The 14,165-nt window shown below is 73.1% G+C and carries 13 protein-coding genes; 6 read left to right on the top strand and 7 right to left on the bottom strand.

Annotation, left to right across the window (positions count from 1 at the left end; all coding sequences use genetic code 11):
* Positions 1 to 4 precede the first annotated feature (4 nt).
* From V6U90_RS15080 to V6U90_RS15070, 3 genes are all read right to left on the bottom strand, one after another.
* Positions 5 to 1,144: a hypothetical protein gene (locus V6U90_RS15080; RefSeq protein ID WP_334436020.1), complete on the bottom strand. Its 1,140-nt coding sequence runs from the start codon at positions 1,142 to 1,144 to the stop codon at positions 5 to 7.
* Positions 1,141 to 2,418 (bottom strand): MFS transporter, encoded by a 1,278-nt coding sequence (locus tag V6U90_RS15075; protein ID WP_334436018.1) that lies wholly within the window; start codon positions 2,416 to 2,418, stop codon positions 1,141 to 1,143. The genes V6U90_RS15080 and V6U90_RS15075 overlap by 4 nt, the downstream gene beginning before the upstream one ends.
* A gap of 108 nt (positions 2,419 to 2,526) precedes the next feature.
* Positions 2,527 to 3,033, bottom strand: a complete 507-nt coding sequence (locus V6U90_RS15070) for an Lrp/AsnC family transcriptional regulator (RefSeq protein ID WP_334436016.1) — start codon at positions 3,031 to 3,033, stop codon at positions 2,527 to 2,529.
* A 104-nt stretch (positions 3,034 to 3,137) separates the two neighbouring features.
* Between V6U90_RS15070 and pdhA the strand changes: the two genes are divergently transcribed.
* From pdhA to V6U90_RS15045, 5 genes are all read left to right on the top strand, one after another.
* Positions 3,138 to 4,304 (top strand): pyruvate dehydrogenase (acetyl-transferring) E1 component subunit alpha, encoded by a 1,167-nt coding sequence (gene pdhA / locus V6U90_RS15065; protein ID WP_334436014.1) that lies wholly within the window; start codon positions 3,138 to 3,140, stop codon positions 4,302 to 4,304.
* Complete coding sequence (locus V6U90_RS15060) at positions 4,304 to 5,338, top strand: alpha-ketoacid dehydrogenase subunit beta (protein ID WP_334436011.1); 1,035 nt, start codon at positions 4,304 to 4,306, stop codon at positions 5,336 to 5,338. Before pdhA ends, V6U90_RS15060 begins: the two co-directional genes overlap by 1 nt.
* On the top strand, positions 5,335 to 6,780 hold the full coding sequence (locus V6U90_RS15055; RefSeq protein WP_334436008.1) for a dihydrolipoamide acetyltransferase family protein: 1,446 nt from the start codon (positions 5,335 to 5,337) through the stop codon (positions 6,778 to 6,780). The genes V6U90_RS15060 and V6U90_RS15055 overlap by 4 nt, the downstream gene beginning before the upstream one ends.
* A gap of 207 nt (positions 6,781 to 6,987) precedes the next feature.
* Entirely contained in the window at positions 6,988 to 8,637 is a 1,650-nt protein-coding gene (locus V6U90_RS15050; protein ID WP_334436171.1) for a right-handed parallel beta-helix repeat-containing protein, read from the top strand.
* Between the two features lie 184 nt (positions 8,638 to 8,821).
* The gene (locus V6U90_RS15045; protein WP_334436005.1) at positions 8,822 to 10,108 is read left to right on the top strand and encodes a L,D-transpeptidase; all 1,287 of its coding nucleotides are present in this window, start codon (positions 8,822 to 8,824) and stop codon (positions 10,106 to 10,108) included.
* A gap of 20 nt (positions 10,109 to 10,128) precedes the next feature.
* Here V6U90_RS15045 and V6U90_RS15040 read toward each other — a convergent pair whose 3' ends face one another.
* The 3 genes from V6U90_RS15040 to V6U90_RS15030 form a co-directional block, all read right to left on the bottom strand.
* The gene (locus V6U90_RS15040; protein WP_334436003.1) at positions 10,129 to 11,160 is read right to left on the bottom strand and encodes an SMP-30/gluconolactonase/LRE family protein; all 1,032 of its coding nucleotides are present in this window, start codon (positions 11,158 to 11,160) and stop codon (positions 10,129 to 10,131) included.
* A gap of 136 nt (positions 11,161 to 11,296) precedes the next feature.
* Positions 11,297 to 11,665 (bottom strand): FKBP-type peptidyl-prolyl cis-trans isomerase, encoded by a 369-nt coding sequence (locus V6U90_RS15035; protein WP_334436001.1) that lies wholly within the window; start codon positions 11,663 to 11,665, stop codon positions 11,297 to 11,299.
* 157 nt (positions 11,666 to 11,822) lie between these two features.
* Complete coding sequence (locus V6U90_RS15030; RefSeq protein ID WP_442933588.1) at positions 11,823 to 12,455, bottom strand: hypothetical protein; 633 nt, start codon at positions 12,453 to 12,455, stop codon at positions 11,823 to 11,825.
* Positions 12,456 to 12,680: 225 nt separating this feature from the next.
* Here V6U90_RS15030 and V6U90_RS15025 point away from each other — a divergent pair, with 225 nt between their 5' ends.
* Positions 12,681 to 13,385 carry a CBS domain-containing protein gene (locus V6U90_RS15025; RefSeq protein ID WP_334435996.1) on the top strand — a complete coding sequence of 235 codons (705 nt, stop codon included), beginning with the start codon at positions 12,681 to 12,683 and terminating at the stop codon, positions 13,383 to 13,385.
* Between the two features lie 33 nt (positions 13,386 to 13,418).
* On the opposite strand, the gene V6U90_RS15020 is transcribed toward V6U90_RS15025, so the two are convergent.
* Positions 13,419 to 13,883 carry an Asp23/Gls24 family envelope stress response protein gene (locus V6U90_RS15020; RefSeq protein WP_334435993.1) on the bottom strand — a complete coding sequence of 155 codons (465 nt, stop codon included), beginning with the start codon at positions 13,881 to 13,883 and terminating at the stop codon, positions 13,419 to 13,421.
* Positions 13,884 to 14,165 lie beyond the last annotated feature (282 nt).

Genomic DNA, 14,165 nt, shown 5'->3' with positions numbered 1-14,165 from the left:
GGGGTCAACACACGGTCGGGCGGATCCGTCCGGCGGCGGCGGCCAGCGCGGCGGTGAGGAAGAACGTCCCCCAGACCGTCTCCACCTCACGCCGCTGCCCCGGCCGGACCTCGTAACAGCCGCCGCGCAGCATCCCGGGCGGTGCCGGTACGCCGGGGGAACCGCCCAGGTGGTCCCGGACCAGCCGGGCCAGGAGCAGGTCCGCAGCCGTGGTGTACCGCTCGGCGTCCGGCAGCCGGAGGGTGCCGAGCTTCTGCAGGGCGCACCCGGCGATGGCCGCCGCAGCCGTGTCGAGGTGACCGTCCGGCTGGTCCGGTCGGTCGGCGGGTACCCGGTCGCCGTGCCGGGCCAGCCAGCGGTCCGCAGCCGCCTGTGCCACCGGCCGGTACCGCTCGCCCAGCGCCAGGTGGGCGTCGATCGTGGCCAGCAGCGCCCAGGCCTCGCCGCGCGCCCAGGACCCGCCGGGATGCCGGTCCACCAGGGTGCCGGTCGTCGGGTCCCGGTCCAGCTCCACCGGCACCGGTCCGGTCGGGTCGGCGGCGGTGAACCGGTCCACCTGACGGGCGGCGACGGTGCGCAGCTCCGGGTCGGCGCCGTCGTCCGAGGCCCAGCAGAGCAACCGGACCAGCGCACCGACGCTGTCCACCGAGATCCGGTGCCGTCCCACCTCGCCGAGTCCGAACGCGGTACCCACGGGCACCGCGTCGAGTTCCGGGTCGTAGCAGCGGGCCACCACCCGGGCGCCGAGCCGGGCCAGCCCGGTGGCGGCCGGGTCGTCGTGCAGCCGGGCGCCGAGCGCCGCACCGTACCAGCAGGTCATCGCCCGGGTCACCGTGTCGTCGTCGAGCCGGTCGCGCAGCCGGGCCGTCCACTGCGCCGCGGTCGGTCCGGCGGACGGGTCGTCGGTGAGGGTGGCCCGCAGCCAGAGCAGGCCCACCCAGAACCCACCGACCCAGGAACCCCGACGGCTGGTGGTCCACTCGCCGGTCGACGGGTCGGCGAAGAGGGGTACCTGCTCCGGGGCGTTCCGGTGGATCAGGTCCACCCGGGTGGTCAGGTGCGCCAGCGCGGTCCCGATCTCGCCCGTGGAGAGCACGCTCGCCGGTCCGGCGGCCGGTGCCGGCAGCGGGTGACCGGTGGTCACGACGCGCCCCGGCTGCCCGCGCCCGCCCCGGCCGGTACGGCGGTCGGCGTTGTCGGGGCATCGGCCGGACCGGGCGTGGCCTCCAGCGACCGCAGCCGCAGTGCGGCGACCCCGGCCAGGGCGAACTGCGCGGCCAGCAGCAGCCACATGGTGCCGAACCCGGCGACGTCGGCGACCAGACCGAGCAGCGGCGGGCTGATCGCGAAGCCGGCGAAGAAGCCGAGCGAGGCCAGCGCGGACGCGTGCCCGACCGGGCCGGTGCGCCGGTCCCGGACCACCAGCAGCATGGCCACCGCGTTCGCGGCCACCGCGGTGGCCGCGATGCCGACCGTGCCGAGCACGGCCAGCCAGATCCCGCCGTACCGGCTGGACCACAGCAGTACGGCGGAGGCGGCGGCAGCCGAGCCGAGACCGGCCAGCAGCGGGCTCAGCAGCTTCTGCCGTCCGGCCAGCCGGGTCCAGCCGATCCGGGCGATGATGCCGGCCACGCCGAACGCGGCGACCAGCAGCGCCGCGCGGGAGACGGGGACGCCGAGATCGCTGTGCACGTAGAGCGGGAGGAAGACGTTGAGGGTGGCCAGGCCGCACCCGAGGAAGAGCTGACCGACCATGATCCAGGCCAGGAAGGCGCCGGGCGCCTTCGGGAGCAGGCGGGCCGGCGGGGGTTTCGTCGCCGGGCCGGACCCGCCCTGGTCCCGGTCGGGCCGGCGCAGGATCAGCAGGCTGCCCACGGCGGCGGCCAGGGCCAGCGGTGCGGCGGCGCCGAGCGCCACCCGCCAGTTGGTGGCCAGCGCCAGGGGTGGCAGGCAGAGGCCGGCGGCCAGGGCGGCGAGCTGTACCCCGGACTGCTTGAGCCCGGTGGCCGCCGCCCGGTGCGGGGCGGGGAGCTGTACCACGATGGTGCGGTTGGTGGCCGGGTTGGCCAGTGCCTGGGCCAGCCCGGAGACCGACACGGCGACGGCCAGCAGGGCCACCCCGGTGCTGGCGAACATCAGCAGGGAGGCGGTACCGGAGACCACGAAGAGCAACGCCAGGGCGGCCCGTACGCCGATCCGGTCGACCACCGCGCCGGCCCAGAGGGAGCCGACCGCGGCGACCCCGAACGACGCGGAGACCAGCGAACCGAGCGTGGAACGGGACACCGTGAGGTCGTCGACGAGCTGCGGCCCGAGTACGCCCAGGGCGTACAGCACCAGCATCGGGAACGCCATGCCCAGGGTCAGCAGGCCGACGATGGTCCTGCGCCGGGTCTGCCGGCCGTCTGTCTCCGCCACCGTGCCACCCATCGATCGTCGTGTCCCAGCGTCACTGATCGTAGTGACGGTCTAGTGTCGCACTCTAGTTTCGGCGGCCCCTAACCTGGTAGGGGTAACCGGTACCCGTCACAACCAGGGGTTCTGTGTCCCGTCGAACTCCTCGAAGACCAGCCAGGTCCGGGTCGACAGCACCCCGGCGATGCTCTGCACCTGACCGAGCACCACGTCGCGCAGCGCCGCGTTGTCCGGCGCGCGGACCAGGGCCAGCACGTCGTGGTCCCCGCCGAGCAGTGCGGCGTGCTCGATGTAGCGCACCCGGGCCAGTTCGGCGGATACCTCCCGCCAGGTGTTCTGCTCTATCTTCAATGCGATGTACGCCGATGTACCGAGCCCAGCCGACTCCGGTGCGACCTGGGCCCGGAAGCCGGTGATCACACCCTCCCGAAGTAGGCGCTCCACCCGGGCGTACGCGTTGGTGCGCGAGACGTGCACCCGTTCCGCCAGGGCCCGGATCGACAGCCGGCCGTCGTGGACCAGTGCCTCCAGGATCCGCCGATCCACCTCGTCCAGCGGTCGGGCCGATCGTCCCGGCTCGCCGGGGGCGCCCCCTTCCGGTTGGGCTTCCTGGTTCACATCGGCCCCCTCGGTCGTCCAATCGTCCCGCGTTTTTCGTTGATCTTGAGTCAACTATTCGCAGCCGTGAGCATAGGGCCACCACACGTCCAGGAGGTACCGCCGTGACCACCACACCCCGGGCGGTCCGCAGAGCAGCCCCCCGCAGCCGCCGGTCGGCCACCCCGACCGACCCGGCCCACGCACTGCTGCCCGCCGCCGAACCGGTCCGCATGCTCGACGAGACCGGCACCCGGCTGCCGGCCCACCCCGACCACCCCGAGCCGCCCACCGCCGCCCTGCGTGAGCTGTACCGGCGCATGGTCATCGGCCGGCGGTTCGACGTCCAGGCCACCGCCCTGACCAAGCAGGGCCGGCTGGCGGTCTACCCGTCCTCCCGGGGGCAGGAGGCGTGCCAGGTCGGCGCGGTGCTCGCGGTCCGGGACACCGACTGGGTCTTCCCGACCTACCGGGAGTCGATGGCGCTGACCGCCCGGGGCATCGACCCGGTCGAGGTGCTCACCCTGCTGCGCGGCGACTGGCACTGCGGGTACGACCCCGCTGCCCGGCACACCGCGCCGCAGTGCACGCCGCTGGCCACCCAGACCGTGCACGCCGCCGGACTCGCCTACGGCGAGGCGTACCAGGGCCGGGACACCGTGGCGCTGGTCTTCATCGGTGACGGCGCCACCAGCGAGGGCGACTTCCACGAGGGGGTCAACTTCGCCGCCGTGTTCAAGGCCCCGGTGGTCTTCTTCGTGCAGAACAACAAGTACGCGATCAGCGTGCCGCTGTCCCGGCAGACCGCCGCCCCGTCGCTGGCCTACAAGGGCGTCGGCTACGGCGTACCGGCCGAGCAGGTCGACGGCAACGACCCGATGGCGGTACTCGCCGTGCTGACCCGAGCGGTCGCGCACGCCCGCGCCGGCAACGGCCCCTACCTGGTCGAGGCACACACCTACCGGATGGAACCGCACACCAACGCCGACGACGCCAGCCGCTACCGCGACGGCGCCGAGGTCGAGGCGTGGCGCGACCGCGACCCGGTCACCCGGCTGGAGACGTACCTGCGCGGGGCGGGGGAGCTCGACGACGCGGCGGTCGCCGCGATCGCGGCCGAGGCCGAGGCGTACGCGGCCGACCTGCGGGAGCGGATGAACCTCGCCCCCGCCGTCGACCCGCTCAGCCTCTTCGACCACGTCTACGCCGAGCCCACCCCGCAGCTTCGCGAGCAACGCGAGCAGGTCCGCGCCGAACTGGCCGCCGCCCGGGACACCGAAGGGGACGCCTGATGGCCGACACACCGGCAGTCAAGACCACCATGGCCAAGGCGCTCAACGCGGCACTGGCCGACGCGCTCGCCGCCGACGACCGGGTGGTCGTCTTCGGGGAGGACGTCGGTCAGCTCGGCGGCGTCTTCCGGATCACCGACGGGCTGCTCGCCCGGTTCGGCGACCGCCGCTGCTTCGACACCCCCCTGGCCGAGGCCGGCATCGTCGGGTTCGCCGTCGGGCTGGCCATGTCCGGCCTGCGGCCCGTGGTCGAGATGCAGTTCGACGCGTTCGCCTACCCGGCCTTCGAGCAGATCGCCTCGCACGTGGCGAAGCTGCGCAACCGGACCCGGGGCAAACTGAGCGTGCCCATGGTGATCCGGGTGCCGTACGCCGGGGGCATCGGTGGCGTCGAGCACCACTGCGACTCCAGCGAGGCGTACTACGCGCACACCCCGGGCCTGAAGGTGGTCACCCCGGCGACCGTGGCCGATGCGTACTCGTTGCTGCGCGACGCGATCGACGACGACGACCCGGTGGTCTTCCTGGAGCCCAAGAAGCTCTACTTCTCCAGCGCGGAGGCGGTCCTGCCGGCGCGGACCGAGCCGATCGGCCGGGCGGTGGTCCGCCGGGCCGGCCGGGACGCCACCCTGATTGCCTACGGCCCGGCCGTACCGGTGGCCCTGGAGGCCGCCGAGGCCGGCCGCGAGGAGGGCTGGGACCTGGGCGTGGTCGACTGCCGCAGCATCGTGCCGTTCGACGACGCCACGGTCACCGCCGAGGTACGCCGGACCGGGCGGGCCGTGGTGATCACCGAGGCACAGGGCTTCGCCGGGGTCGGCGCGGAGATCGCCGCCCGGGTACAGGAACGCTGCTTCCACGCGCTGCACGCCCCGGTCCTGCGGGTCAGCGGGCTGGACGTCCCCTACCCGCCGCCGATGCTGGAACACACCCATCTGCCCAGCGTGGACCGGGTGCTCGACACCGTGGCCCGGCTCCAGTGGGACGACCAGCCGGACCCGCGCTGGCTGCCCCGGCTGGAGGGGGCGGCATGAGCACCGCGACCACCCGGGTCTTCCTCCTGCCCGACCTCGGCGAAGGGCTCAGCGAGGCGGAGATCGTGCAGTGGCGGGTCGCGGTCGGCGACCTGGTGACCGTGGACCAGACGGTCGTCGAGGTGGAGACCGCCAAGGCGGTGGTCGACGTGCCCTGCCCGTACGCCGGGCGGGTGGTGGCCCTGCACGGGGCGCCCGGCGAGGTACGACCGGTGGGTCAGCCGCTGATCACCGTCGCCCCGGTCGACCCGACGTCCACCACCGCCGCCGCCGACCCGGCAGCCACCGTCGGCACCACCGAGCCGGCAGCCACCGTCGGCACCACCGAGCCGGCCGGCCACGCCACCTACCGCGAGGAGGAGCGGGCCGGCTCGGGCAACGTGCTGATCGGGTACGGCACCGGGCACGCCACCTCCGGCCGGCGGCGCCGTCGCCCCCGATTGGCTCCGCCGACCGGGGCAGCGGCCCCGCGCGAGGCGCAGCCGGTCCCGGCCGCCCCGCCGTCCCCGGCGTCGGTCGTCCCGCCCCCGCCCACGGCCCCGGCGCCGTCGACGGTCGGGCTGGTCATCTCACCGATCGTGCGCCGGCTCGCCCGTGACCACGGCGTCGACCTGGCGTCGGTGCGCGGTACCGGGCCGGGTGGGGTGATCCGCCGGGCGGACGTCGAGGCGGCGCTCGCCCCGGCCCCCGCCACGGTGCCCCCGCCGGCCGGAAGGCCGGTCGAGCCGGCGCCGGTCGCCGCAGCGGGGGAGGACCTGGTCATCCCGTTGACCGGGATCCGCCGGGCGATCGCCGACAAGCTCTCCCGCAGCCGCCGGGAGATCCCCGAGGTGACCGTCTGGGTCGACGTGGACGCGACCGCCCTGCTGGCCACCCGCGCCGAGATCAACGCCGCCCGGCCCGACCAGCCGGTCAGCATCCTCGCCCTGCTGGCCCGGATCTGCCTGTCCGCGTTGCGCCGCTACCCGCAGCTCAACGCCCGGGTCGACACCGACAACCAGCGGATCGTCCAGTCCGCCGGAGTGCATCTGGGCATCGCCGCGCAGACCGACCGGGGCCTGCTCGTCCCGGTCATCCGGGACGCGCAGCGGCTCACCGCCACCGAACTGGCCGCCGAACTGGCCGCCACCACGGCGGCGGCCCGGGCCGGTACGCTCCCGCCGTCCGGGCTGACCGGCGGCACCTTCACCCTCAACAACTACGGGGTCTTCGGGGTGGACGGATCCACGCCGATCATCAACCACCCGGAGGCGGCGCTGCTCGGGGTGGGTCGGATCGTGGACAAGCCCTGGGTGGTCGACGGGCAGTTGGCGGTCCGCAAGGTGACCCAGCTGAGCCTCACCTTCGACCACCGGGTCTGCGACGGAGGGGTGGCCGGCGGCTTCCTGCGGTACGTCGCCGACTGCGTCGAACGACCGGCCCTGCTGATCGCGAACCTCTGAACCGGCCGCCCGGCGGCTGACCCGCCGGTGGTGGTCGCCCCGGTCCCGACCCCGCCCGGGGCCGGGGCCGGGGTGTCCCCGTGCCTCCCCGCCCCGACACCGGCCGTTTCCCGCTCCGGCCGGCGGGAAACCCGGCCCGTCGGGTGACCCGTCGTGGAGGAGGTGCCGGTGCTGCCGTACGAGGTCCGTCACGGCCCGCTGTCCGGGCTGGCGCACGCCATCCGGCTCTCGCCCGACCACCTGGTCCGGGACGCCCGCCGGTGCGGGTTGCGCGGCGACGGGGTCACCAACGACCAGCCGGCACTGGCGGCGCTCGTCGACGAACTGGGCGGCGGTTACGCCGCCGACCGGCACCCGAGGATGATCTGGTGTCCGCCCGGGGTGTACGCGATCCAGGACGCCGGCACGGCGTGGCGCAGCGGGGTCTCGCTGGTCGGTGCCGGCCCGGGGATCACCCGGTTCGTGCTGGGCAACCCGAACAACCGGGCCGATCCGGTCCCGCTGGCCCACTTCACCACCGATCAGCACGGCGCCGGCCGGGACAACCACCTCGCCGACTGCGTCTTCGCCGGCTTCGAGATCGACGGTTCCGGGGTCGCCCTGACCCGGTACGACCACCGGGCCAAGGGCCTGGGCCTGCAGTACGTGCTCCGGGGCCGGTTCCAGGACCTCTACATCCACGACACCGCGGCCACCGGGCTGGGCTGCGACTTCCTCCAGGACACGATCATCTCGGGGGTGGTCGCCAACGGCTGCGGACGGCTGGACAACGGCCGCGACCTGGGTGGTGCCGGTATCGGTGTCGGCATCGGCGGCTGGGGGGCCAGCGAGCGGCTCTGCATCACCGGGTGCAGCACGGTCGGCAACGGCACCAACGGCATCTTCGTCGAGTTGCAGAAGGACTGGTGGCCGCCACCGCGGGGGATCCGGATCGTCGGCTGCCACGCCGAGGGCAACCGGTTCGGCATCTCCGACTGGGGTGCCGACGGGCTGATCGTCTCCGCCTGCACGGTGATCGGCAACCTGGAGGCCGGCTTCGACGTGTCGGCGCAGAGCCGGGCCGGAGTCGCCGGTCGGGGCGGCATCGTCGCGGACTGCGTCATCGACGGCAACGTCCGCGACGGGATCAGCGTGGGGAACACCCCCGGTCCGTACGTCATCCGGGGTAACCGGATCAGCGGTAACGGCGGCTACGGCTACCGGGAGCACAACCTCGGCCGGGGTTACCAGGAGCCGGCGCTGGACATCGTCCTCGACGGCAACGAGATCTGGGGCAACAGCCTGGACGGGGTACGCGTGGACCGGGCCCTGACCGACGCCGCGCTGGTCGGCAACCGGATCCGCAACAACGGACGGCGGAGGGAGCCGGCCGCGTCGGGCGCCGGAGCCACCGTCGCCTACACCGCCACGACGCTGGTGGACACCGCGGCGGACTGGGCACCGGACGGGCACCGGGGCAAGATCCTGCGGGTCGGGGACCGGACCGCCGTGGTGACCGCCAACACCGCCACGGCTCTCGCCCTGGCCCCGGTACGGCCGGGGGCGACCACCGCGTGGAGCGGAGCGGTGCCCGCCCCGGGGACCGGCTACCGGTTGCCGGCGGCACCGGATGTGCGGGCCGGCATCACCATCGCCGCGCCGGTCGACTCGGCCACCATCCGGGGCAACCGGATCTGGGACAACCAGCACGAGCGGACGCAGAGTCACGGCATCTGGATCAGCGACCGGGGCCGGTGCGTGGGCTGCCGGGTGGTGGACAACGACCTGGTCGGCAACGCCCGGGCCGCGTGGCGCCTGGACACTCCGCCGGTCGGTGGCCGGTGGGCGGGTAACCAGGACGAACCGGACCAGCCCTGACCGGACGCCGGGGCGGTTGCCGCCCGGCGGGGGCGCCACCGCCCGCAATTCCGTTTATCGGGATGTTCGCCGCGAGTAAACGTCATCCACCACTGGCCGAGAGCCGTTGTTCCACGAATCCCGAACCGACCTGTCCGGGCCGATACAGAATGTGCCGCAGGGGATACTGAATGGGGGGCAGTATATGGATACCAGGCGCCGAATCGCATTGCTGGTGACGACTCTGGCGCTTGCGCCGGTCGCCCTCGGCGGCTGCACCGGATCGGGTCCGAAGTCGGCCGGCCGGTCGGTGGCCCGATCCGTGCCACCGACTCTGGCGCTCACTCCGGCATCCGGCACGCGGGACGTGCCGATCAGTGCCGAGATCGGTACGGAGGCGAAGAACGGCAAGGTCACCGAGGTCAAGGTCCGTGACGACAAGGGACGGACGGTCGACGGTGCGATGCGGGAGGACGGTACCGGCTGGGTGCCGGCGAAACCCCTCCAGAATCAGCGGTCGTACCGGGCGGAAGTGACCGTGAAAAACGATTCCGGACAGACGGCGACGCAGAACACAACGTTCACCACAATGGCGAAGTCCACCCGGCAGACGATAACCAGTACGCTCTACTTCGCCGGTAACCGGACGTACGGAACGGCCATGCCCGTCACCGTCGCATTCGATCCCGGAATTCCCAAGGAGGCCCGGGCCGCCGTACAGCGACGGTTGTTTGTCAAAACCGAGCCGAAGCAGCCGGGTACCTGGCACTGGCTCGACGACGGCACCCAGGCGTACTACCGGGCGCCGGACTTCTGGAAGCCGGGCACCATGATCAGCGTGCGGGCGGCGCTGGAGGGGTTGCCGATCGGCAAGGACCGGCTGGGTGACGCGGAGCGGACCGCCACCTCCCGGATCGGCAACCAGGTGTCCCTGGACATCGACAACGCGACCAAGCAGATGTCGGTGTTCCGCGACGGTCGGCTGGTCCGCCGGATCCCGGTCAGCCTGGGCAAGCCGAGCACACCCAGCTCCAGCGGCAAGATGGTGATCATGGAGAAGCACGATTTCACCACCTTCGACACCCGGGGCGAGCCGGACGGCGGGTACGTGGTGGACGTCGAGGACGCCCAGCGCATCACCTGGGGTGGCGAGTTCATCCACGCCGCACCCTGGTCGGAGGGGGACCAGGGCAACACCAACGTCTCACACGGCTGTGCCAACGTCTCCAGCGCCAGCGCCGACTGGCTGATGGGGGTCACCCAGGTCGGTGACCTGGTCACCGTCCGGGGTACCGAGGTGCCGCTGACCCACGGCAACGGCTGGACCGCCTGGAACATCAGCTGGGAGGAGTTCATCCGGGGCAGCGCCCTGCCGGTGCCGGCGAACCTGAAGCCGGCACCCACGCCGAGCGCCGCGCCGTCGGCCCCGGCCGCTGTCGCGCCGCCCACCGGCCGTACCCCGGCGCCGGCCTCCTCCGGCAGCGGCGGCTGACTACCTGCCGGGTGCCCCGGTCACGACCGGTCCCGGGGCACCCGGCTCAGCCCGGTCGCGGTGAGGCTGCCCAGCCAGAGCAGGTCGCCGTGCTGACGTACCCCGGTGACCATCGGGTAGGTGCCGCGCGGACCGTGCAGCGTGCGCAGCACCCGGCCGTCGCCGTCGACCAGCGCGACCAGGCCGTAGCGGCGCGGCTGCGGGCGCAGGGCGTCCGGCAGCAGCGCGGCTACCTGCCGCAACCGGGGGTACGGCAGCAGCCGCTCGGCGATCGGCAGTCGAGGGCTGGGCAGGGCCACCCAGTACGTCCCGTCGCCGACTGCGGAGAGGTTGTCCGGGTAGGCGGGCAGATCGGTCAGCACCTCGACCCGGCCGTCCGGCAGGCTGATCCGCAGCAACCGGTGGGTGGTGGTCTCGGCCACCAGCAACGCGGACTCGTCGGGGGACAGGCCGACCCCGTTGGGGAAGTAGAGGCCGCCCGCGACCTCGGTGGTCCGTCCACTGCCCGGCTGGTAGGCCAGCAGCCGCCCGTTGGGCCGGTGCTCCAGCATGTCCCGCTTCCACTGCGACAGCGGGAACCGGTCGGAGCTGTCGGAGAAGAAGACGGTGCCGTCCCGGGCGACGGCCGCGTTGTTGGCCAGCCGGACCGGGGTACCGGCACCCGCGCCGGTCAACTCGCTGACCCGCCCGTCGTCGGTCACCCGGAGCAGGCCGCGCTCGGCGTCGCAGACCAGCAGGCTGCCGTCGGTGGGGTCGAGTTCGATGCCGAGCGGCCGGCCACCGGTGTCGGCCAGCACGGACGGCGGGGTACCGGGTGCCGGGTCGGCGGGCCAGCGCCACAGCCGCCCGTCCTCGGTGCCGGTGACCACCCGTCCCGCCCGGTCCACCAGCACGTCCTCCGGGCCCCGGTATCCGACGGGGAGGGGGAAGAGGTCCGCCCGGTCGAGCCGCTGGTCATCGGGCGCCCACGCGCCGCTCAACGGCGGGGGCACGGTCGCCGGCTCCCGGACGGGGCGGATCAGACGGGGTGCGGGACGGCTGCCGATCGACATGGTTTCATTCTGGTCGATCGGAACGGCTCTGCCGATGAGGCCTGGCCAGGTCCGCAACAAAGAAGGTGTGACGACAGCTTCTCCATGGTGGACCCGGTACGGTGCCGGCCGGTGGGGCCGGCCGGCACCGTACGGTTCAGCGCACGCCCAGCAGGTCCACCACGAAGATCAGCGTCTCGCCCGGCTTGATGACCCCACCGGCACCCCGGCTGCCGTAGCCCAGGTGCGGGGGGATGGTCAGCCTGCGTCGCCCGCCGACCCGCATGCCCACCACGCCCTGGTCCCAGCCCTGGATGACCTGGCCGCCACCGAGGGAGAACTCGAACGCCTGGCCCCGGTTCCACGAGGCGTCGAACTCCCGGCCGGTGGAGTGCGCGACCCCGACGTAGTGCACGCTGGCCAGCTGTCCCGGCTGGGCCTCCGGTCCCTCGCCGACGGTGATGTCCTCGATGACGAGATCGGCGGGCGGGGCGCCCTCGATCGGGCCAACCTCGGGCTTCTGCATGTCGGTGCCCTCCTGTCGCGGCGGAACGTGTACGGATCACCGTTGATCCTGCCGCATCGTGGTACGCCGATACCCGGCGCCCGTGGGACGCCGGGTGGGACCTGCAACAGAGCCCGGGGGCACCACCGGATGGTGGTGCCCCCGGGGAGGGGAGGGGTTACCGGAGCCAGGGGAGCCGCTGGACGATGGGGAGCTTCGCCCAGACCCGGCCGAGGCCGAGGGTGTTCCCGGCGCCGATCAGGGCCAGTCCGGTCAGCAGCGCGGCGTTGATCAGGTGCTCGTCGATGACGGGGTTGTTCTCCGGAGGGAGGACGGCCGTCCACATGAGCACGTAGAGCAGGCCACCGGCGACCGCCGCGATCCGCATTCCGATACCGAGGAGCAGGGCGATCGCGAGGCCGGCGAGGCCGGCCATGAAGAGCCAGTCCGCCCAGGCCGCGCCGGCGATCCCGTTGTAGAGCTCCTTGAACGGGCCGGCCGCGCCGAAGGTGAGGAAGCCCTTGGTGGGGCTGCCACCGTTGATCCAGGCGTTCTTCGCCTCGGTGGCGTAACCGAAACCGAAGGCCTTGTCCAGGAAGGCCCAGAGGAACGTCCAGCCCAGCGCGATCCGGACCGCGGCGAAGACGTACCGGGTGGCCCGGGCGCGGGTGGTCTCGGCCGTCGGAACGGGGACGGGTGCGGCTGCCGGGGTCGGGGTCTTCCTGGCCACCGGGGCGGGGATCTTCCTGGCCGCCGGGGCGGGGGTGCGGGCGGTGTTGTTTCGCTCGGTCGTGGCGGTCATGGTCTCCACGTCCTCTCGTCGTGTCCTGCCTGGGTCTTCCGGGGACAACGCCATTGCACGCCGTCGGCCCGCCGACGGGCAGGGCCGGTCGGTCCCGCCGGGCGGGGGACCTTCGGCCCGTCCTGTCCGGGTCCGGGAGGGGACACAGGTCCCGGGATCTGCCGGTCCTGTGCCCCTGCCCGGCCGCAGGCTGCCGCCATAGCGTGGGTACGCGAGCGAGAGGGAGTGAGGACGATGCGTACCTGGCAGGTGGGCGACGTGATGACCACCGAGGTGGAGGCGGTCGCCGCTGACACCCCGTACCGGGAGATCGTGAATGTGATCATGAAGCGGGGCGTGAGTGCGGTGCCGGTGGTGGACGACTTCGACCGGGTACTCGGCGTGGTCTCCGAGGCCGACCTGCTGCACAAGGTGGAGGCCGCCGGTCAGCCACAGGAACGGCGGATGTTCGAGGGTCGTCGACGTCGCACCGCCCGGCGCAAGGCCGACGCGGCGATGGCGGCCGACCTGATGACCAGCCCGGCCGTCACCACCTACGCCTCGACACCGCTGGTCGTCGCCGCCCGGACGATGGACGCCGAACAGGTCAAGCGGCTCCCGGTCCTCGACGACCTCGGCCGGCTGGTTGGCATCGTCACCCGCAGCGACCTGCTCAAGGTGCACCTGCGGCCGGACGCGGAGATCCGCGACGACGTGGTGCACGAGGTGCTGCGCCGGATCCTGTCCATCCAGGACGGCAAGGTGCGCGTCGAGGTGCGCGACGGGGTGGTGACCCTCAGCGGGCAACTGGCGCACCGCACCGCCACCGAGGCCGCCGGCCAACTCGCCGGGCAGGTCAGTGGTGTGGTGTCGGTGGTCAACGGGATCGGGTACGACGTGGACGACCTGCCGGTCGTCGGGCTCGATGCCTGGCCGTCGTACCCCACCCCGGTGGCGTGACCGCTGCGCCGGGCGGGACGGCGGGGAGGCGGTCTAGGCGGCGTCGACGACGTCCATGTCGAGATCCATGCCATCGACGTGGACGTCGTCGACGGTGATGTTGACCTCGGAGACGGTCAGACCGGTCATCTCCCGCACCCGGTCGATGACGTGCTGCCGGACGGCGTCCGAGACGTCGACGATGCTCTCCCCGTAACGGGTGACGATCTCCAGGTCGACGGTGGTCTCCTGCTCGCCGACCTCCACCGCCACCCCGGGCTCCACCGCCCGTACCGCACCCCGGGGGGTACCCGTCGGCTCGGGCGGTACCTCCCCGATCGCCCATACGCCCGGCACCTCGCGGGCGGCATGACCGGCGATCTTGGCCACCACCGTACCGGTGATCCGGGTCCGCCCCTGCTCGCCGAGCAGCTGGGTGCTGGTCGGGTCGTACTCGGCCAGCTCGCTGCCCGTCGCCCGCCGGTCCTCGTCGCGGATCGCCGTGCCGGTGTCGGTCATCGCGCCCTCCAGATGCCGGGTCCGCTCTGAATACACCCGTCGGCGCACCCGGAACCTCGCCACTCAGGTGACCTGGGTCACATCACGGGGCGGTGGGTCGGTGTGATGTCCGGTTCCGTCCCCGGACGTCCCCGGTGCGCCGGGCCACCGGGCCGCCGGCTGGAATGGCCGGCGGGGTGGGATCGTTGTAACCCCCGTACGACCGCAGCACCAACAAACCCCCTACACCGGGGTGCGGTGCGGGCCGATGGCCGGTGGGAATGACCGGCCGGGCCGGGTCGT

The organism is Micromonospora sp. CPCC 206060 (assembly GCF_036906895.1).
In the GTDB taxonomy this organism is placed as follows: Bacteria; Actinomycetota; Actinomycetes; order Mycobacteriales; family Micromonosporaceae; genus Micromonospora.
The sequence above is the reverse complement of the archived record's forward strand: the minus strand, read 5'-3'. Positions and strand labels throughout refer to the sequence as shown.